Annotated in this window: 16 protein-coding genes; 6 read left to right on the plus strand and 10 right to left on the minus strand. The window is 36.6% G+C overall.

The window, feature by feature from the left end:
- Positions 1-54 precede the first annotated feature (54 nt).
- Positions 55-948 (plus strand): 1,4-dihydroxy-2-naphthoyl-CoA synthase, encoded by an 894-nt coding sequence (locus BALOs_RS11215; RefSeq protein ID WP_114705305.1) that lies wholly within the window; start codon positions 55-57, stop codon positions 946-948.
- Between the two features lie 38 nt (positions 949-986).
- On the opposite strand, the gene BALOs_RS11220 is transcribed toward BALOs_RS11215, so the two are convergent.
- The 4 genes from BALOs_RS11220 to BALOs_RS11235 form a co-directional block, all read right to left on the minus strand.
- Positions 987-3,131, minus strand: a complete 2,145-nt coding sequence (locus BALOs_RS11220; RefSeq protein ID WP_120405230.1) for a hypothetical protein — start codon at positions 3,129-3,131, stop codon at positions 987-989.
- Between the two features lie 48 nt (positions 3,132-3,179).
- Positions 3,180-3,533, minus strand: a complete 354-nt coding sequence (locus BALOs_RS11225; protein WP_114705307.1) for a hypothetical protein — start codon at positions 3,531-3,533, stop codon at positions 3,180-3,182.
- The gene (locus BALOs_RS11230; RefSeq protein WP_114705308.1) at positions 3,533-4,963 is read right to left on the minus strand and encodes an aminoacyl-histidine dipeptidase; all 1,431 of its coding nucleotides are present in this window, start codon (positions 4,961-4,963) and stop codon (positions 3,533-3,535) included. The genes BALOs_RS11225 and BALOs_RS11230 overlap by 1 nt, the downstream gene beginning before the upstream one ends.
- Before the next feature lie 67 nt (positions 4,964-5,030).
- A complete protein-coding gene (locus tag BALOs_RS11235) occupies positions 5,031-5,939 on the minus strand; it encodes a hypothetical protein (RefSeq protein WP_120405231.1) in 909 nt (302 codons plus the stop codon).
- Positions 5,940-6,114: 175 nt separating this feature from the next.
- Between BALOs_RS11235 and acnB the strand changes: the two genes are divergently transcribed.
- Positions 6,115-8,679 carry a bifunctional aconitate hydratase 2/2-methylisocitrate dehydratase gene (gene acnB / locus BALOs_RS11240; protein WP_120405232.1) on the plus strand — a complete coding sequence of 855 codons (2,565 nt, stop codon included), beginning with the start codon at positions 6,115-6,117 and terminating at the stop codon, positions 8,677-8,679.
- A gap of 53 nt (positions 8,680-8,732) precedes the next feature.
- On the opposite strand, the gene BALOs_RS11245 is transcribed toward acnB, so the two are convergent.
- The 4 genes from BALOs_RS11245 to BALOs_RS11260 all read right to left on the minus strand — a co-directional run bounded on the left by BALOs_RS11245 (position 8,733) and on the right by BALOs_RS11260 (position 15,299).
- On the minus strand, positions 8,733-12,677 hold the full coding sequence (locus BALOs_RS11245) for a tail fiber domain-containing protein (RefSeq protein WP_120405233.1): 3,945 nt from the start codon (positions 12,675-12,677) through the stop codon (positions 8,733-8,735).
- A 164-nt stretch (positions 12,678-12,841) separates the two neighbouring features.
- On the minus strand, positions 12,842-13,396 hold the full coding sequence (locus BALOs_RS11250; protein ID WP_114705312.1) for a hypothetical protein: 555 nt from the start codon (positions 13,394-13,396) through the stop codon (positions 12,842-12,844).
- 9 nt (positions 13,397-13,405) lie between these two features.
- Complete coding sequence (lysA, locus tag BALOs_RS11255) at positions 13,406-14,671, minus strand: diaminopimelate decarboxylase (RefSeq protein WP_120405234.1); 1,266 nt, start codon at positions 14,669-14,671, stop codon at positions 13,406-13,408.
- Position 14,672: 1 nt separating this feature from the next.
- A complete protein-coding gene (locus tag BALOs_RS11260) occupies positions 14,673-15,299 on the minus strand; it encodes a GNAT family N-acetyltransferase (RefSeq protein WP_162929665.1) in 627 nt (208 codons plus the stop codon).
- 138 nt (positions 15,300-15,437) lie between these two features.
- Between BALOs_RS11260 and BALOs_RS11265 the strand changes: the two genes are divergently transcribed.
- Both BALOs_RS11265 and BALOs_RS11270 read left to right on the plus strand, forming a co-directional pair.
- Positions 15,438-16,559, plus strand: a complete 1,122-nt coding sequence (locus BALOs_RS11265) for a hypothetical protein (RefSeq protein WP_120405236.1) — start codon at positions 15,438-15,440, stop codon at positions 16,557-16,559.
- A 206-nt stretch (positions 16,560-16,765) separates the two neighbouring features.
- Entirely contained in the window at positions 16,766-17,683 is a 918-nt protein-coding gene (locus BALOs_RS11270; protein ID WP_120405237.1) for an aspartyl/asparaginyl beta-hydroxylase domain-containing protein, read from the plus strand.
- On the opposite strand, the gene gshA is transcribed toward BALOs_RS11270, so the two are convergent.
- On the minus strand, positions 17,664-19,265 hold the full coding sequence (gene gshA / locus BALOs_RS11275; protein ID WP_120405238.1) for a glutamate--cysteine ligase: 1,602 nt from the start codon (positions 19,263-19,265) through the stop codon (positions 17,664-17,666). The genes BALOs_RS11270 and gshA overlap by 20 nt on opposite strands.
- Before the next feature lie 61 nt (positions 19,266-19,326).
- On the minus strand, positions 19,327-20,337 hold the full coding sequence (locus BALOs_RS11280) for a hypothetical protein (protein ID WP_114705318.1): 1,011 nt from the start codon (positions 20,335-20,337) through the stop codon (positions 19,327-19,329).
- Positions 20,338-20,397: 60 nt separating this feature from the next.
- Between BALOs_RS11280 and BALOs_RS11285 the strand changes: the two genes are divergently transcribed.
- Both BALOs_RS11285 and BALOs_RS11290 read left to right on the plus strand, forming a co-directional pair.
- The gene (locus BALOs_RS11285; RefSeq protein ID WP_120405239.1) at positions 20,398-21,036 is read left to right on the plus strand and encodes a DUF3943 domain-containing protein; all 639 of its coding nucleotides are present in this window, start codon (positions 20,398-20,400) and stop codon (positions 21,034-21,036) included.
- Positions 21,023-21,748: a hypothetical protein gene (locus BALOs_RS11290; RefSeq protein WP_120405240.1), complete on the plus strand. Its 726-nt coding sequence runs from the start codon at positions 21,023-21,025 to the stop codon at positions 21,746-21,748. The genes BALOs_RS11285 and BALOs_RS11290 overlap by 14 nt, the downstream gene beginning before the upstream one ends.

Genomic DNA, 21,748 nt, shown 5'->3' on the forward strand with positions numbered 1-21,748 from the left:
TTATGAATGACACTTTAACTCAGTCATTTTATATTGAGCAAAAAGGAGATCAAAATGGTTTCAGATATTTTTGACGCAAGTGCTTGGAAAGAAGTTGAAGGTTTCGACTTCAAAGATATTACTTATCATCGTGCTGTCGACCAAGGGACAGTGAGAATTGCTTTCAATCGCCCAGAATGCCGCAACGCATTTAGACCACAAACAGTGGATGAGCTCTATCGAGCTCTTGATCACGCAAGAATGTGGAGTGATGTAGGTGTTGTACTGATTACTGGAAACGGACCTTCACCAAAAGATGGTGGATGGGCGTTCTGCTCAGGTGGAGACCAGAGAATCAGAGGTAAAGATGGTTATAAATATGTTGATGGTGATGGAACTCCTGATCCGGCCAAATTAGGTAGACTTCACATCCTTGAAGTACAAAGACTCATCCGTTTTATGCCTAAGGTTGTAGTGGCCGTAGTCCCTGGCTGGGCAGTAGGTGGTGGACACTCACTTCATGTTGTTTGTGATATGACAATTGCTTCTAAAGAGCATGCAATCTTTAAACAAACTGATCCAGATGTTGCTTCTTTTGATTCAGGTTATGGATCTGCTTATCTTGCACGTCAGTGTGGACAAAAGCGTGCACGAGAAATTTTCTTCTGTGGATTTAACTACAGTGCTGAAGAAGCATTCCAAATGGGAATGGTAAATAAAGTTGTTCCACATGCTGAACTTGAAAAAGTTTCACTTGAGTGGGCAAAAGAAATGAATTCGAAATCTCCAACAGCAATGCGTATGCTTAAATTTGGATTCAATCTTCTTGATGATGGTTTAGTTGGTCAGCAACTCTTTGCCGGTGAGGCAACAAGACTTGCCTACGGAACAGAAGAGGCAAAAGAAGGCCGCGATGCTTTCGTTGAAAAACGTGATCAGGATTTCTCTCAATTTCCTTGGCATTATTAAGTTATATAAAACGAGGGCCTCCGTGCCCTCTTATTTCTCTAATTCCATGAGAACATAATTGAACGATATTCTTTAGAACGATTTAGGCCCATATCAACAGCGACAATCCCAATTTGATAAACACCTTTTAAATCAAAAACTCTTTGTGCTTTATTAATATCGGATAATTCAAACAGAAACATTTCATCAATTAAATCAATATTACTTTTAATAAGATCAATTTTATAAAGTCTTACTTCATACCATTGAATGCCTTTTAACCAATCATTTTTAATATAATCACTACAATTGTCATCGACTTCAGAAATTTTAAATTCCGGTAACATTTTTTTAAATAAAGGTGAATAGTCGACATCTAAAACCTCAATCGGTTGCGGTGGGGTAAAGTCAAAATAAAATCCTTTCGACTCAACAATGACAGCACGATCTTTATTACGATTTTGCACTTTTAAAAATAACTGGACTTGACTACACTCTTCATAACCTAGCTTAACTAAATCGCGTCCTCTTATAACAATATTTCTCGTTCCCCTTGGAATTGCTTTCCACTGAGCTTGTATATAACTATCTCTAGAATAAATACCATAATCAGTCTCACCACCGACATCACCAGGCTCATAATTCCAATATAAAATTACGTCATGATAAAGAGAACCCCATAGAGGAGATGGTGCTTCAATATATAATCGAGAAGGATAATTTGGGAAAATATTATAATTGATCGTAAAGAGTTGTTTCTCACTCTTTAAGTCTTCAAAAACATCTTCTTCGTATACTTCAAATACATCCTTCCCCCATAAGCGACTAGATTCAAAAATAAATTGGACCTCTCCTCCAACACAGTCACTCTTCATGGTCTTACCATCTCTTGTATTGGTAATAACGACTCGTCCTTTTCTCAAACAATTACCAGTAAGTGAGATCGTAGGAGTCTCAAAGAATAAGTCTTTTTTAAATCGATTAATATCTGAAGTATCCACAAAGTTAAAATCAGTATAGAAATTATTAGTCTTGTATTTTATATAAAAGTCTCTGCATTCAGCATATATCCTCTCCTCTCCTTTTAAACTGAACTCATTACTCCTAACATAAAAACTCCCATCAAAATTCAATGGAATTGTTTCACCACTGTTTAATATATTTGGATTTTTCGCTGTATAAAGCCTAACACTTCCTTTGAAATAGGTTTTCCCACAAGTCCCACTTACAACCAGTTTTTTACGTTCACGTATATCGTAAGTTCCCGTGGGAGAATAAAATCTCGGATTAGTTTCAAATAATTGATTATAGACAATGGCAATTTTTGCATTTGAGCGGGCCCCGTTAGTTTTAAGTCCCTCAACGACAACTATTCTAAACGACCTATTCTTCCCCTGCCCTACCAAGTACTTATCAAAGACGTATTTAAATCTTTTATTATCACAAGCAACTTGCTCTCCTTCGATACTTATAAAATCAAATTCACCACAGCTACCACTTATCGATGCTTCTTCATCACTAAGTGGTATCATTTGTTCATCTAAAGTAATCGAATTCATAATATTTTGGTATTCAACATTTATTCTTATTGGCGAGGAACTATTTCCGTAAGGATCCACTTGATACAGAGAGAAAATGATCTGACTTTCATCTGCAATACTATCTTTTAAATACACTGAAGAAATAAACACACCATTAGCACAACCAACAGTTCGAAGAACACTATCAAGATAAGAGCTTCTTATAAAAACTTTTGCACCTGGCTCGCATCGACCTGAAAAGAAGATACTATTTCCATAACGATAGCCAGGAACAGGAGATGTTAAAATGACACGACTTGGTTTTTTTGTATCAACAAAAGGGACAAGTACATCAATACTTTGATTTAAATGCCTAACCTGAACCCACATCCGTCCTTCAATATCATCCTGAAAGAAGAGCTTCTTCTCATAAAGCCCATCTTCACAATCTACTGTTTTTGAATCTCCTCTTACTAAGAACTCTGAAGAGAAAGAGACTTTTGCACCGTTTTCACACCCTCCTGATATAGTGATTCGCTTACCATTATTTCTAAGAGTTGTGATCTTTGCACTAAAGGTATGCGCTTCTCCAAGAAAGAGCTCATCAATTGAGCTTATATCTCGACGAACATCACGACAGGAGTGAATTAATAGGCTTACAAATAATAATATAAATAGCGTCAAAGACAGTTTCACAATAACTGTTTCGACGCTCTATCTAAATATTATAAGTTAAAATTGGTTAAACAATGCAGTAAGGATAAGAAGGAGGATTAAGTTGCCAAAGAATATTGCGTCTCTAAAACTCATCGTCATATTTAATGCTTTAACGATTTCACTTTTTGAAGGAGATTTTTTAAACTTTGATTGGAGCTGTTTAAATAGGCCTCCTTCAACGCGCTTTTTAAAATAATCATCTTTAAAGAATGCAATCCTTAACCCGATAATTAAGCAAATAAAATAAAGCCATAAATTTGAAATACCTAGCTCATCAGCAAAGTAATAAACGATAAGCATCGGTATTTGAACAACAATTAAATAGACAAGTATTGTCGTTAAGTTATTTTTTAAAGCGATAGCAACCATCAGATAAGCCTCTTAATTACTTCTAGGAAAAGTACCCAAGTTTTTTCAACTGAAGAAATTGAAACTTGCTCATCAGGTGAATGTGCACCTGTAATATTAGGTCCAAAACTAATCATATCCACATCAGGCATTGCTTTTGATAAAATACCACATTCTAGCCCAGCATGGATTGAAGAGATTTTTGGCTCACTTCCTCTTAAATCTTTATATACTTCATTTGTAATGGTTAGAATTTTTGAGTCTGGATTAGGTTTCCAACCAGGATAAGCTCCTTCAAGCTTTGCTTTTGCTTGAAGATCTTTTTGTGCATCAATCATTTCTTGAGCAAATGCATCTCTTGCACTTTCATTAGAGCTTCTAATTAGATTTGCCATCGCAAAGTTTCCATCTTCTAGCGTAATCACCCCAAGATTTGTTGATGTTTCAACAACACCCTTAAAGTTTTGATCCCAGGCCTTCACGCCATGGAAACAATTCTTTATTGCTGCGACAATTTTATTTGAATCTTCTATCGATAGGCCTTTTTTACTTTCAGCTTCAATTTTATTAACTTCAAAATTTATATTTGCTTCAATGCTAGAGTGTTTAAGATATAACTCTTCAAGTTTACCTCTTAACTTAGCGACTTCTTCTTCAGTGGCACTAAACTCAATAAATGCCTCACGAGCAATTGCATTTCGAAGTGTTCCACCTTTTATTGAAATAAGATTTAACTCAACGCCTTCCAAAGCCTGAGGAATTAATTTATTGGCACTTAATCTTTCAGTATGAATATCAATTCCAGAGTGTCCACCTTTAAGACCTTTTATAACCAATTGGTAAAGCTCAGTCTTTACTTCTTGTGTAGAGAATTCTTTTTCAAAGATAAGATCAACTCCACCAGCACAACCGATGATTAGCTCATCTTCTTCCTCAGTATCAAGGTTTAGCATCACTTTTCCTTCAAAGTGGTGCCCTTTTAGTCCGATCGCTCCGTGCATTCCTGCTTCTTCACAAGCCGTAAAGACACATTCTAAAGGAGGGTGTGGAAGATCTTTACTCTCAAGTAATCCCATAGCAAAAGCACAACCAATACCATTGTCAGCACCTAAAGTTGTTCCATTTGCATGTATCCAATCTCCATCGATAATTGTTGTAATTGGATCATTTTTAAAATCATGTGGGTTCCCCTCGTTTTTTTGAGCAACCATATCAAGATGTCCCTGAAGAATAACAGGAGCTGATTTCTCTCCTCCATGTTGTCCAGGTTTTTTGATAATTACATTATTTACATCGTCGCGGTATGTTTCTAGCCCAAGGCTTTTTCCAAAGAGCATAAGAAGAGTTTGAACAGCTTCTTCATGATAACTTGGTCTTGGAGTATCTAATAATTTTTGAAAATTTGACCAAACTAATTTTGGCTCAATATGATCGACACGTGATTGATTCATAAACCTTCCTCATTCAAGTTTTGTTCAATCTACTATGAAGTTCAATTTTAGAAAAGTAGAATCTAGCTTAAGCGGCCTCTTCCCCATCTCCACTTTCTTGATCTTGCCTAATATCCTCTCCAAGTTGAGGGAAACGAGGATGTTTCTGTGCTTCTTCTAATAGATAGACATCAATAATATGAGGTTTCCAACTTAGATAAATACCATCTAAGGGATCTAGGCCCATGTTGTCATTGAATAATGGACTTCCTTTCACATCTAAATGAAAGATATCCAATGAGCCCTCTTTTTCAAAGTAATCACTGAGATTTGAGCCACGGGATAAATAAATCTTTCGAACTGTTGCATCTTTTCCCGTACCTTCTGTATTTAGGATCATATTATAATGATGGTATTCAATGGCCAAGCTTATCAAGTTGTATTTGAGATCAGGCTTGTCTTCAAAAGACTTTGTATTACCAGTACTTAAATTATGGATTAATTTAACATTCTCAAGGATCGTACCACCATATTCTTGGGCGGCCCGCGATCGAGATTTGGAAATTGTAATAGAAGATCTCTTCTTATAACGAAGAAAATCAAATTCAATACCGGCCAAAAAGCCAGTGCTCATAACATCATTAAGAAGTAAGCTATAGCCAGAGTCTGAAGACATATTGACCATATTGGATAATTTAGATGCACTAATCGTTAGGTACCTCTTGTGTCCAAAAACGTTCTTTATTTCAATTAAGGCCTTTGTTCCAGCATAGATTTCAATCCAATTGATATTCTTTAGAGTATGCATGTGAAGGCTTCCAAAAATTCCCGTATCAGGACCCCCTCTTATGACTTCACAATCTAAAGACTGCCTTAATGCCTTTGCAAATTGTAAGATGTAGGAGTTGTGAACATTGATAAACTCTAATAATTTTTCGTTAAAGAAGATTTGTTCACACAACTTTTCAATTTCTAATTCAAACTCTTGTTTTTTCATAATGAAATTATCGACCATGAAAAGATATGCAATGAGTTAAAAAAACTTAATTTACGCAACACACCGTAACCTCTGAAGCCACTAGCAATATGCCCATAAAAGTGATAAAAAACATTAATAATTCATATAATGTTTAAGAAAGAATTTAACTCTAAATTAAAAAAGTCGAGGATCTATGTCTAATTTTCTAGAAGAGTATCACGCACATGTTGAGGAAAGGGCCAAAGAAGGTATTCCTCCATTAGCACTTACTAAAGAACAAGCAACAGAAGTTGTAAAACTTCTTGAAACTGAGCCAACACAAGAGCTTTTAGATCTATTAAAAGATCGCATCAACCCAGGTGTTGATCCAGCAGCTCAAGTAAAAGCAAGTTTCCTTATTGGAATTACAAAGGGTGCACATACATGTTCACTTATTTCAAAAGAATATGCTGTTGAATTACTAGGAACGATGGTTGGTGGTTTCAACCTTCAAGGTCTAGTTGATATTGTTGCAGACAGTGACGAAGCGCTTGCAAAACTTGCAGCAAAAGAACTTAAAAACCTTCCACTTGCTGTAAACGTATTTGAAGATGTTAAGAAATTAGCAGATGGTGGCAATGCAATTGCTAAAGAGATTATTGAATCTTGGGCAAATGCTGAGTGGTTCACTAATAAGCCACAAATTGAAGAATCAATTAAAACTGTCGTTTACAAAGTAGACGGTGAAATCAATACAGATGACTTCTCACCTGCTCCATTTGCATTCACAAGAGCGGATATCCCACTTCACGCAAATGTTATGGGTGGATCTCTTTTCCCTGAGGGACCAAAGCAAATTGCAGACCTTAAAGAAAAGTTTAAGCTTCCTGTTACTTTCGTAGGTGACGTTGTTGGAACTGGTTCTTCAAGAAAATCTGCTTGTAACTCACTTATCTGGTGTATTGGTGAAGATATTCCATACGTTCCAAACAAGAGACGTGGTGGTGTAATTATCGGTTCAACAATTGCTCCAATCTTCTTTAACACTGCTGAAGATTCAGGTGCTCTTCCAATTCAAGGAATTGATGTATCGGCACTTACTACAGGAACAATTATTGAAGTTCGCCCACTAGAAGGAAGAATTCTAGATGAAAAAGGTGAAGAGCTAGCAAAATACGATATCAGCCCTGAGACAATTCTTGATGAATATAGAGCTGGTGGACGTGTTCCATTAATCATCGGTAAGATGCTAACTGATCAAGCAAGAGCGGCCCTAGGTCAAAATACTGCTAATGAATCAGGAATTTTTGCAAAACCGCATACAACTGAAGCTAAAGATGGACAAGGCTATACTCTTGCTCAAAAAATGGTTGGTAAAGCATGTGGAGTTGAAGGAATCCTTCCAGGAACTTCATGTCTTCCAAAAATGACAACTGTTGGTTCACAAGATACAACAGGGCCAATGACAAGAGATGAGATGACTGAACTTGCATGTCTTAAATTCAATGCAGACCTAGTTATGCAATCTTTCTGTCACACAGCTGCTTACCCAAAACCAAGTGATGTTATTACTCATGCTACTCTTCCGACTTATATTCAAGACAGAGAAGGTGTTGCACTTAGACCGGGAGATGGAATTATTCACTCTTGGCTAAACCGTCTTCTTATCCCAGACACAGTTGGTACTGGTGGTGACTCACATACAAGATTCCCTCTTGGGATTTCGTTCCCTGCTGGTTCAGGGCTTGTAGCATTTGCTGCTGCTCTTGGTGTTATGCCACTTGATATGCCAGAGTCTGTTTTAGTTAAATTCAAAGGAAAGTTGCAACCAGGTATCACTCTACGTGACGTTGTAAATATGATTCCTTATCAAGCAATTCAAGATGGTCTACTTACAGTAGAAAAGAAGAATAAGAAAAATATCTTTGCTGGACGTATCCTTGAAATGGAAGGTCTTCCAGATCTAAAACTTGAGCAAGCATTCGAGCTTACAGATGCAACTGCAGAAAGAAGTGCTGCTGGTTCAACGATCAAGCTAGGTCGTGAAACAGTTGTTGAATACCTAAGATCAAACGTTGCTCTTATGGAATCAATGATTGCAAATGGTTTTGGACACAAAGGTACAATCGAGAGAAGAATCAAAGAAGTTAATGATTGGATTGAAAATGGTGAGCTAATGGAAGCGGATGCAAACGCTGAATACGCTGCTGTTATTGAAATCGATCTTGATGAAATGAAAGAGCCAATCGTTGCTTGTCCAAATGACCCAGATGACGTTAAGAAAATGAGTGACGTTGCAGGTGATAAAATTGATGAAGTTTTCATCGGTTCTTGTATGACAAATATTGGACACTTTAGAGCTGCTGCAACAGTTCTTGATGGCCAAGGTCAAGCTGATGCAAGACTATGGGTGTGTCCACCAACGAAAATGGATAAAGACCAACTTACTAAAGAAGGTTACTACTCAAAATTTGCTGCTGCTGGTGCAAGACTTGAAATGCCAGGTTGTTCACTATGTATGGGTAACCAAGCACGAGTTAAAGATGGTGTAACAGTATTCTCTACTTCAACACGTAACTTTAACAACAGACTTGGTAAAGGTGCTCAGGTTTATCTAGGTTCAGCAGAACTTGCTGCAATCTGTGCAAAACTTGGATACATTCCAAAGCAAGATGAGTATCTCTCAATGATGGAACCACTTCAAGGTAAGGACGATTCAATTTATCGTTACCTAAACTTTGATCAAATGGAAGGTTTCTCAATTGATGCTGACGCTTAATCTCATATTAAATTAGAGATATAAAAGGAAGGGAGCTTTTTAGCTCCCTTTTTTTATTTCGTATTTTCTTTTAGACAGATTTTTGCTTTTGGATTCATTTCACAAAGAGCTTCTCTTAACATTCGATTTTCTTCTTCAAGCTTCTTTGTGCGCGCTTCAATTGAAGCAATATCTCTTTTATTTGTATCAGTAATACCAACTAACTCTTTTACTGCTTCAATAAGTGGTGCAACTAATTTAGCGTAAGCAACACTTAAGAAACCATTCTCATCTTCAGTCACGGCTTCTGGAAATACTTTTCTAATATCTTGAGCAATGACACCAATATCACGACCTTCTTTAAAATTCTTTTCTGGATATTCTTTCTGTCTCCAATCAAAGTAGACACCTTCGATTAAAGAAAACTTATCCAAGATAGAAACTTCACTTGAGATATTCTTTATATTTTTTTTGTATCTTCTATCTGAAGATGTATCGACAGTAGTTGTTGTTCGTATCTGTCCATTAACATCAAGAGCAAAAGCAGCACCTGGAGATGTTGTTAAGATACCAACATTTGTATTTGTTGCATTGACATGCATAATATCAGTAAAGACAGCATCACCTACTGAGAAATTAATATTTCCAGCAAATGGGTGAAACCTCATACCATTAGAACTTGATGGCCCCGTATAAAAGAGGAACATATCTGACCAAGATGAATCAGGAAATCCCTCACCGGACCAATCATAATTAGTATTTAATAGAGACATTCCGGCCTCTCCACCATCTACAAAAAAGTTAAATTGAGCTTCCGATGAAATACCAACATTTGAATCTCTCACCTTAACTTCAACATTTGCTTCATAAATATCTAAGTCTGACTGTGGTAAATTTGTACCAATACCCACATTCCCACCAAGGTTTACAAAGAGACCTTCATCTAAACCTGAATACGAAATATAGTTATTTCCCATTGCTAAATTACTTGTTGCTGTATGGTCACCAAGATTATCTCCAGCTGCAGTCACATCACTTGGGATCCATTGTGAACTGATTGAGTCCCACAAAAGAGCCTGACCGTCAGTAGGAGCTGCTGCATTTACATTTCTTCCCTGTATTGTCGTATCATCAGTTGGAATATTGAATAAGTTTGCAGCGCTTAATGCAGGAAGAGAACCATCGGCTTCAAGTCTTACTAGCTCATTAGCTCCATTTGCAGTATTAATATCGACACTGTAAGAAGTTGAATTATCAACAACCGCAAAGTCACTTGTAAAGTTAAGACCTTTAAGCTGAAGATCAACACCATTTTTTTGATAAAATAATGAATAAGTACCACCAGCTGAACTTAACGTATTTGCTTCACCAGTACCGGTGATTCCTGTTAACTGAGAACCATCAATAGCAGGTAAACGTCCAAGTCCATCAAGTCTTACTAGATCATTTGCTGAGTTTGAAGTATTAACGCCAATTTGCACATCATTTGCATTACTCGTTAAGCTAATATCAGCGCTTCCGGTTAAGCCTTTAAACTCTAGATCACTTCCGGTCTTTTGTTTAAAAATGGCTGTTCCACCGACACTTGATGCTGTATTTGTTTCACCTGAGCCACCAGCAGAAACTGTTTGAGGCTCCCATTGTGTAGCTGTATTATTCCAAGTTAGAACCTGCCCATCAGTTGGTGCCGTCGAGGCAACATTGCGAGATTGCAGAGTTGTATCGGAAGTTGTGATTCCTGTTAATTGTGATCCATCGATTGCAGGAAGTCTTCCAAAGCCATCAAGGCGTAAAATTTCATTGGCCCCATTGGCCGTTGTTAAACCAATTTGAACATCGTTTGTATTTCCTGTTAGTGAAATATCACTCGTACTTGTTAATCCTTTAAAAACTAAATTCGATGATATCTTTGACTGAAATAAAGATTCACCACCAGCACTTGAAGCTGTATTGGCCTCTCCGCCTCCTCCGCCAGTTACAATAGTCGTTGGCTCCCAACGGGAATTAGAGTCATTCCAAAGTAAGGCCTGACCATTTGCTGGGGTGGCACTTGAAACAGAAAAGGATTGGATAGTTGTTGCATTACCACTTCCACCAGGAAGATTTGTCAGCAGTGAACCATCTAAAGCAGGTAGTCTTCCCGAAGCATCAAGACGTAAGAGTTGGTTAGCTCCATTTGACGTATTAATAGATAGGTCCACAGTATTTGTACTTGAAGTAATATTGAAATCACTTGAACCAAGTAACCCTTTTAGAACAAGGTCAATTCCTGATTTTTGTTTGAAGATTGATGCTCCACCAGCACTTGAAACAGTATTTGCCTCACCTGAACCACCACCGACAAGTGGAGTTTGAGGCTCCCATCGTGTGGTCGAATTATTCCAAGTAAGAACCTGGCCATCAGTAGGTGCTGTCGTAGCAATATCTCGAGACTGTAGGGTTAAAGCATCGCCAGAGCCACCAGAAACACCAACTAGTTGAGATCCATCAATTGCAGGTAATCTTCCAAAAGCATCTAGTCTTAGTAATTGACCTGCACCATTTGAAGTATTTACACCTATCTCAATATCATTTGCATTTGAAGTTAATTGAATATCTGTTGTATTTGTTAGACCTTTAAAGATTAGATCTGTACCTATTTTATTTTGAAAGATCGATTCGCCACCGGCACTCGTCGCTGTATTGACTTCACCACCTGCTCCGCCTGAGGTAATCGTTGTTGGCTCCCATTGTGAACTTACTGAGTTCCATAAAAGGGCTTGCCCATTTGAAGGTGCCGTAGCTGAAACATTTCGTGACTGTATCGTATTGTCACTTCCACCTGATGCGACAATTCCAGTAAGTTGAGAACCATCAATAGCAGGAAGACGACCTGACGAATCAAGCCTTAATAATTGGTTTGCACCATTGCTAGTATTTATTTGAAAGTCTACAGTATTAGTGCTGCCGTTAATTGCAAAATCAGATGATCCTTGCAACCCTTTAAGTTCTAAGTTTTCACCAGACTTCTGTTTAAAAATTGAGACTCCACCTGCACTTGAAATAGTATTTGTTTCACCACTTCCACCGCTAGCGATTCCAGTAAGCTGGGAACCATCGATGGCCGGTAGTCTTCCAAATGAATCTAATCTTAAAAGCTGATTAGCACCATTGGCCGTACTTATTTGTAAATCAAGACTATTAGTTTGATTATCGACAACAATATCATTTGAGCCATTTAAACCTTTAAATTGTAGCTGGCTTCCTACTTTTTGCTTAAAGATCGAAGTACCACCTGTAGAATAAACAGTATTGGACTCTCCAGAACCTCCAGAGCCACCTGATACAGTAGTTGGGACCCATGAAGAATTAGCAGAACTCCAAACGAGGGCCTGACCATCTGTTGGAGTGATATCTAAAATTGTGCGATTATGAATTGAAGTTGCATTAGCTGATGAGCCACCATTATCTGTACCGACGACCCAATTGACACCATTGAACTTTAGAACGGAACCTGTCACGGCACCACTTGTATCGGTATCACTTAGATTATCAATACCTAATGATACAGCTCCTAATTTACCATTAACAGAAGTAACACTTGAGGTCGGCTGATTAGCAGGAACCCACTGACCTGTAATTGCATTATACTGAAGAGTTTGACCATGAGATGCACCCATATCAGGAAGAGAAGCACTTATACTGTAAGTACTTGCACCATGAGCTCCTTCTAAAGTCATGGTCAAAATTTGATTTAATGGAATGAGTGTATTTGATAATGCTTCTGCTATTAACTCTTTATTAGACTTTACACCAATTTCAAAGCTTGAAACATTTCCATCTTTATCTGTAATACGAACGTGACTAACATCGTCTAAGTTCTGGCCATCAATTCTCAATTGAGAACCGTTTATTTGAATATTTTGTACGAAGAGATTATCACGATTATTATCGCGACTTTGAATCTTTGGTACACACGATACCAAAGTAAATGTGACAATGAGTCCAAGAATGTGAAATTGCTTAAGTAAGTTCATCATTTCAGTTCTTTATCGAATGGTTCACTTAATAATCTTAATTGATTTTCACGAGAGGCAGATTATTCCTGTCACTTATTTAATAAGCTATTGAATACACAAGCGTACTAGTCAGAATTCTCAATAGTTAAGAGACTCAAATGCCAATAAAAGAAGGCTTTTGGTAACTACTTATCAAATGATTGACGAAAGTATGAACGTGGGAACTTGAGTAGTTCTAATTTAGGGATATTAAAGTCGCCTATTTTAGTGTCGGAAAGAGTTACGGCGTAGAATTCATTCTTTCCTTCTTTGCCAATTACAAATACATCAACATCTTGTCCATTCATTGAAAGCTTATGTTCACCAAATTTTCGATACTCTCCAAAATTAGTTTTTTGGTCTTCAAAAGGAATTGTCTCTGGACCAAGTGGAAGACGAAAGCGATAGCTAGAAACAAGGTTTCCGGCAACAATCATGGCATTACCACGATTTAGCTTTGTGGTGGCCTTATTTAAAAAGTAATCCATAATATATGCAATAAGATCAACATCTTTTAAATTTAAGTCATAAATCTTCTGCTCATTTCCTTCTAGTCGTGACTGCCTATTTAGGATAACTTGTGAAACAAAGACGTTCCCAGAAGGATGAAGGATGCGAACAGTATCTCCGGACTTTTTAGAGATATCCCAGGCCCACTCAGTTGTAGGAAATAATGGAGTTAAAGTAATCTTCTTATTCATAAGTGCATCCTAGTCACAATCTTCAAGATAGTAAAGATCTTCAAGATAGTAAAGATCTTCAAACGTTTCTCTCTTCCTAATTACCCTTGCATTATCATCTTCAACTAAAATCTCACATGCTCTTGGCCTTGAATTATAATTACTAGACATCGTGAATCCATAAGCACCACAAGATCGAATGGCCAAAAGCTCTCCTTCTTTAAGATCAAGTTCGCGATCTTTTGCAAGATAATCTCCAGTCTCACAAACAGGGCCGACGATATCATATTGATGGGCCTCTCCTTTAATATCTAAATTGACTTTGATAACCTCTTGCCAAGCCTGATATAGAGCAGGTCTCATAAGATCATTCATTGCCGCATCAATAATGGCAAAATGCTTACCTTCATTTTCCTTTATATACTCAAGTCTAGAAACGAGAATCCCTGCGTTTGCAGCAATTGCTCGACCTGGTTCAAAGATCAGTTCAAGCTCTGGGTAGTCTTCCAAACTCTTAATGACTTCACCAAGATACTCAGAAGGATGAGGAGGAAGTTCATCTTTATATTTAACACCTAAGCCACCTCCTAGATCGAGATGCTTAAGTGAGATCCCTTTGTCCTTTAAATTATTAATTAACTCTTTTAAACGCTCTAATGCTTCTAAGAATGGTACCAGTGAAGTCAGCTGTGAGCCGATATGACAGTCTATCCCCTCAACTGAAATATTATTCATCTCATTTGCCATCTCATAAACCTGCGGTGCCTTTTGAAAAGAGATTCCAAATTTATTTTCTTTTAATCCTGTTGCAATATACGGATGCGTCTTGGCATCAACATCTGGATTAACACGAATCGATACTGGAGCAATAACATTTAGCTCCCCTGCCACTTCATTGACTCGTTTAAGTTCAGAAATCGATTCAACATTAAAACATTTAATTTTCTTATTTAAAGCATAGATTATTTCATCTCGGCTTTTTCCAACTCCTGAAAAAACTGTCTTTGAGGCATCTCCACCGGCCCTAAGAACTCTTTCTAACTCACCTCTTGAAACGATATCAAAACCGCTACCAAGAGCGGCTAATTCTTTTAAAATATTTATATTTGAATTTGCCTTAACCGCATAACAGACCAAATGTTTGTGATCCTTTAAAGGGCCACTAAAGGCATTAAAATGTCTTTTAAAAGTTTTTAAAGAATAGATATAAAGAGGTGTTCCATACTCTTCGACAAGTTCTTCGACTCTTATATCTTCGACGTATAATTCACTACCCTTATAATTGAAAAAATCCATTCTAATCCTTATTATTTAAATTACATTCGAATAATATTCCTAAACCATTGTTAAAGCAGATTTTAAGAAACCCTGCTCCTCGCTCTTTTTCCTTGAAGCCAAATTTTTCATGCATTCTTATTGAAGTTTTATTATTTGCATTGGCCACATAATAAGCTTTCGATGCGACTTGGTTTATATGATCTAAGCGTTTTCTTGTTAAAAGAGCACCAATATTTTGACCTCTGTATTGTGGGTCTATTGTTACTCCCATTAGATACCAACCGACAGGTGAAGGATAAGAATAATTTTTAATCATTAATTCACTATAATATATCGATCGTCCGTAGCCTACGATCTGATCACCTACTTGCGCGACTATAATATGAAAACCAGAACGATTTCCACCGTGTGCAAGCTCTGAGCGTGTGCGTTTTAGAAAGTAGTTATAATCAAGACTTGGGTCATTATTATTCTCATTGATTATCCTCGCAATAGAAGCGGCATCTTCACTTCTCGCATAACGAGTTGTTACATCATTTGATAAAGGACGTGACTTATAATCCACAACAAATGGAGTATAAGAGTTATACTCTTTTTGTTGCATCTTCTGTGCTTTCATTGTTTTTGAAATAAAGTTCTTAAGCATATTACTTATCATTATAACGCATTAAGAAAGTTGCTGGTAACTTTAAAACAATTAACCAAGTTTTTATTCCCCTTGAATTTTAAGTGTGATTAAATGAACCAAACTATTTGTAGTTACGATTAACCGACTAAAAAACTCATGAAAAAAAAAGTCCTTATTGGTTTTCTCCTATTCATTACATCCCTTTTTCTCATTGTAGGAGTCTTACTCTTTCGAATTGACTGGACGACAAAAATTGCAATTAAACTAGCAGGTGGAGAGGTCGAAAAAGTTGAAAAAATTAGAATTGGGCATTGGGAAATTACCAATCTCTCCTTTCCAATCGATAAAGATAATAAACTTATCATTGCCCATACGGAAATTGACTTACTAGCTGTAAAAGAATCATCTTCAATTTTTCAACGCTATACTCAGGCCTTAAACTCTAAAATCAATATAAAAAGTAAGGGTGTCGAAGTCAGTGGTTTCAAGTTAAATCAGATTCAATTCTCAATAGAAAAAAAGCTTGGCGATACTTTAAAAATTGAAAATATTCATATAAGCGATTTTGGAAAACAAAACAAAGGTGAAGTCGCCTTAAATCTTGTCAATTATGAAGACATAAAAATTAACTATAATAAGTTGAATCTTGACCACCTCATTAAATTCTTCGATGCCTCACTAGGACTGTCTGGATATATTAATATCGATGCAAAAATAGTGGGTGAGAATATAGATGCTCGAGTTTATGGATCAAATTTAAATCTAAAAGGATTTCGAGTGGATGATGTTATCTCAAACTTTCTCGATACTAGAAGCATTGGCCTTATTGATGCGGCAGCCTTTGTGGCCCTCGGCCCTATTGGCCTACTTTATACTAGTGCGGCCAGCCTAGGGCAAACACTGGGAGGTTTTCGTGGCGGAGATACACCTTTAAAGCAAATTAATGTGGATGTTAAACTTAGAGGCGATGTGGCCACAATGAATGATGTGGCAGTTGCCACAGCTGAAAATCTCATTGTTGTTGAAGGTGGAGCAGATTTAAAAGCAGAAGTATTTAAAGAGCTGGTTGTCTCAATATTGGATGAAGACTATTGTCCAGAGCTTCAACAAGCAATCGGTGGTACATTTAGTAAGCCTGAAATATCCAAAACAAAGGCCTTTCTTGATACTGCATCAGCTCCAGTTGAAAGCTTAACAAGCTCAACATTTCAAGTGGTAGGTGTAGACACCTGCAAAAGAACATATCAAGGTCTCGTCAAACATCCCGATGATAATTAAAAACAATTGGAGACAATTGAACATAATCATATAATAAAAGCGTAGCTAATAATCTTTATATGACGAATTGCACATAATGAGAAAAATCATGGATGAAAAAGCTCCTCTAAGGTATATTACATAGATAAGTATCAACCTTAAACAGGACAAAGACTATTAGCGTTATATCGGTTCTTATATTCTTATTTCTCTTTGGCATTGCCTCAATGGGATATGTGTACGCCTATCGCGGAAGCGAAAGGTATGAAAGTTTAACTTTTTATCTAAGAAAGGGATGGCCTATTTTTGCTCCCCTAAATTGCTTGCTCTATATTTTTACTAAAAAGAAAGCAGCTAAGCCTATTATGGACCTTGCTGACTTTCCTGAATTAAAACAAGTTCAAGATAATTGGGAGACAATTCGCAAAGAAGCAGTTGCCCTTCGTGAAAATGGCTATTTTGATAAGGTAAAAGATCCTACATCAGATGGACATTACGATATTGGATTTCGTACTTTTTACAAGTATGGATGGTCAAAATTTTATCTCACTTGGTATGGAACAACACTAAACTCAGCAAAGAACCTATGTCCGCAAACAGTTGAACTTGTTTCTAAAGTGCCAGGAGTTAATGGTGCAATGTTTTCAATCTTACCAGTAGGCTCAAAGCTAACCAAACACCTCGATCCCGTTGCAACATCACTTCGCTATCACCTTGGACTCAAGACTCCAAATGATGATAAGTGCTATATCAATATTGATGGTACAGATTATTCATGGAGGGACGGAGAGGCACTGTTATTTGATGAAACCTATCTTCACTTTGCTTTTAATAACTCTGAAGATGAAAGAATCATTCTTATGCTTGAAGTCGATCGTCCAACTCACATATTTGGGAAGATTATAAACTTTGTCTTTAAACAGATTATGAGAATTACACTTGTGCCAAATATCCCAGGTGACCAAAGAGGATTAGTTAATCGTATCTTTGGTGCTGTCACTCCAGCTCTTTTAAAAGTAAGAACATTAAAACAAACAAATATCGTCTTATATAAAGTGATAAAGCATACAGTAAACTTAACACTTGTGGCCTTGGCCTTTGGACTCGTTTACTTAATTCTTAATTTTATACAGTCTCTTTTTTAGAAAAACTCGATTCAACATAAGCGGCGACGTAATCTTCAAATTCTACGTCGTCGAGTTTTTCAAACTCAACTTGCCTTTGAACAGAAGCACTCTTTTCTTCCTCTAGCTTGCCTTGAAAGATATTTTCATTACAACTTTCAAAAAGTCCACGACGATGTGAGATCGATAGCTCACGCATTGAAGAAATAAATCCCTTCTCACATGAAAGGTCATATACTCTTTGAGATAGTGTATTTCTAGGATTTAACATTGAACGGTGAAAATCAATGGATTTAATAAGATCTTCTTTACGATGGCCATCATCAATGGAGTTCATTGTCTCTTCCATCATACTAAAGAATTCTTCAAGATAGTTACGGTAACTAACTTCTTGTCCATTATTTAGAATCGTCAGATTATCCTTACGGCCATCTTTTATAATTCTTTGATTATTGTCTTCAATTTCATTATAGATTTCACGTGTACACTTTTGCGATTCAGAGAATAGACATGTCAGAAGAAATGCATCTAAAAAGTTTGCCTGCTCTTCAGAAATTCCATTTTCTGCAAAAGGATTAATATCCAAAAGTCTAACTTCAATATATTCAATTCCTTCACTTCTTAAAGAGGCCAGGGCACTTTTTCCAGGAGGAGCAATTCTCTTTGGACGAATAATTGAATAAAACTCATTTTCAATTTGGAGAATATTTGTACTAATTTGTTGAAGTTCTCCATTCTCATTTCTTAGACCGATTTCTTCAAATGGTTTATAACTTACCTTCAGTGCATTTTCTAAACTATCACAATAGCTATCAAGCCCATTGTAGCAGATTCGAATTCCATCTTGCGAAGATCCAGTATAACCAAGTCCCCCCATTCTTAGACAAGTACCAAACTCAGTAGCATATGTTTTTCCGAAATTTTCATCTTCATGTATAACTTTTAGATTGTGTTTCTTTCCCTTTAGAAAAGATTCATGTACTGCTACAGAGTTGCCAAATAAATAGAGTAGTACATTGGAGTACTTTCTAAAGTTACGGCACAAATTTAGGTATTCTTTATTAATAAACTTTTGTAGAGGCAGCTCACTTCCAAGAAGCTCATGCCAATTCTTCCAAAATTCATCAGTCATTGAAAAGTTATAATGAACTCCTGCAATTGATTGCATCGATCTTCCATAACGTAAAGAAAGGCCAGAGCGATAAAGAGTTTTTAAACGTCCCGAATTACTCTCACCATAATATGCAAGTTTAATATCCTTATCATCAGGCAGGATACATGGCATCGAAGATGGCCAGATCCCCTCTTTATCATCTTGCTTTAAAACATAAGTTTGTAGATTTCCAAGAGTTTTAATTGTTTCTTGTGAGCTATGGGAAACAGGTGTGATGAATTCTAATAAACTTTCTGCAAAGTCTGTTGTAATCCACTTATGAAGTAATTTAGATCCAAATTTAGGGTCATGGTCAGTTTGTACAAGTTTTGCATCCGCAAGATTTACTCTTAGACCTTCTTTTTCAATTCCTTTATTAACACTTAGAATTGACTGACTTCCATATTTTTTTTGATACTTCTGTAAGGTATCAATATTACTTCTAACCATAACGTTTCCTTGTAGCGAATATACTACGCTTAGATAAGAAAGCTTTCAAGTCAAGCTTGTGTCAATTTAAGTATCCAATACTTACAGGCAGCTCATAGTTAATTCCAAAAGCAAAATCCTCATTCTTTGTTTGCCCAAGCATCAGAGCGAAGTTGCGCACAGTTCCAGAGTAATGCTTAAATAGTGCTGGATAAAGGTTTAGTCGTACACGAAAGTCTTCAGAGCCATTGAGAAGAAGTGACGCAGCCTGTTGTCCGAGAGTCTCTAAATAATAACCATAAACGAAGCGTCCTTTTCTCTCTAGAGGATTCGTTAAAGCAAGTCCTGCAACAACTGAATGGGAAAGATCACCAACATCAAAAGTAATTCCCCCCATATTCATCATTCCTAGATATAGAAGAGGTCTCATATTTTTATAATGAAGTATTTTTGGTCGAAACACATAATTTAGGCCAACATTGAAAAAGTCTTCATGCTCGATATCGTAAACGGGCATAAAGTGCCAAGTACTCATACCTGCTTCATTGATCATAAAGTTCATAAAATCATCATTTAGCCCAAGAAAGAAACCTGCGACATCAAAGAAATAGAGATCTGCAATATGATCATAAGCAGAGACTTCAGGTTGATCTGTTTCGTTTGCTTCATTACCAAAGTGCATCGCATAGGTTACGAAGAATGAAAAAGTTTTTGCCCACTTTATTTCGTAATAATCAGCGTATTCAAGAAGCTTCTTGGTTTCGTAGGCACCACCAAAAGTATGCAAGAATATATTTGGAAGTACCCTATCGCTTAAAAATTCTTCTTTGAAGAACTCACCGAAGCTTCCCTCTTTTCTAATCTCATGAAAGGGATCCTTTACTTCATTCCATACTTCTTTGTGCTTTTTCCAATAGTTTTCTTGGTTAAACCAATATGGGTTTTGAATAACGTCGAAGGAACCATTGATATACAGCTGAACCGGAGACCATATCGTATCCACGTCTTTATTAAATATCAGATACTTAGAATTTTGAGCAAATGTATTTAAGAAAACAAACGTAAGAAAAATATATTTAAAAACCTTAATCATTTAAAAACCTTAGCTCGTATTTGTGGCCAGAATGAGTATAAATTTATATAAGAAGTCATCGTGAAAAGACTATTTATATACCTTCTCCCATTTCTACTACTTCTAGGAAGTAATTCTTTAGCACAAGAAAGTTACTTCTACAAAGATCGTGAACACACCAAACAAGAATTTTTTGAAGACCTCAGTTTTGTTTTTGGACTTTCATTAATCGCATACCCTTTAACACAATGGGATACTGTAAAAAATGAAGGTTCTTTAGAAGTTTATCGTAAGAACTTTGGTCGCATCGTCTTTGATCGAGATGAACCTTTTTGGAACTATATGGTTCACCCTTATACTGGCTCACAAATGTTCCTATACTACCGAGCAAGAAGCTATAGCTACTCAGACTCACTGGCCTTAACTTTTGTCTCTAGTACCGTTTTTGAATTCTTCATTGAAGTGTATACAGAGCCAGCTTCTGTGCAGGATCTATATCAAACACCTGTACTTGGGGCCGTTATGGGATATGGTTTTGAAAAGCTTTCCATGGAACTGCTAAATAACGGTGGAAGTGTCTCAATTTTTTTTGGTCACTTAATTAATCCAATGACCCTTTTCTCTTCAATATTTGAAGGACGTGGAATAAAAGCTTCAGCAATGTTTGCTCCAAGCTTTGATAAGAAATCCATAGGATATTTTATACATGCAAGTTTTTAAGAGATTTCTTATATTTCTTTTAATCATCTCAGGCATAACAATATCTGCTAAGCCTTATGAGTACTATTTAAGAACAGGTTTAACACTTGAGAAAATGCTATTTAACGAGCTTGATGATGACCAGTTTGAAAATCGTTACGATATCGAAGATCGTGATGAGTCGACTGCTTTTGGAATATATACCCAATTTTCATATCGCTATGAAAGAGTTGAAATTGGTATTGAGTCCCATACAACATTTGGTCGCGCAAAAGATCTTCAATTTGGTTACGAAGGAAATATTCTAAGTGGTTCGGGAAATTTTCGTTCTTTTACAATTACACCAACATTAAGATTTAATACTCCTGATCTAGAAATTGAATATCTAAACTTTATCGGCTTTAGAAAGTTTAAAGCATACGTTAAATTTGGACCTAGCTGGCAATTAAGTTCACTAAGCCTCGATGGTTTTAATATAGACTCAAATGATAGAGACCTTAAGCTAAACTATGACTCATTTGGTGGTGCACTAGCTGTAGGAATTGAGCAAATTAAAGAAATTGGTCACTACCCATTCTTTCTTGAAGTCTCTGTAGCTGGCCATAGATCATATAAAGTGACACTAATAGATCGAACTGATCCGACAAAAGTAGAAATCGTCAAAGAAAGTAGTGCTCGAAACGATATTAACTCCTTTTCAATCTTCTATAAGGTTGGAGTAACTTTATTCTAA

Source organism: Halobacteriovorax sp. BALOs_7 (assembly GCF_003612895.1).
GTDB classification, from domain to species: Bacteria; Bdellovibrionota; Bacteriovoracia; order Bacteriovoracales; family Bacteriovoracaceae; genus Halobacteriovorax_A; species Halobacteriovorax_A vibrionivorans.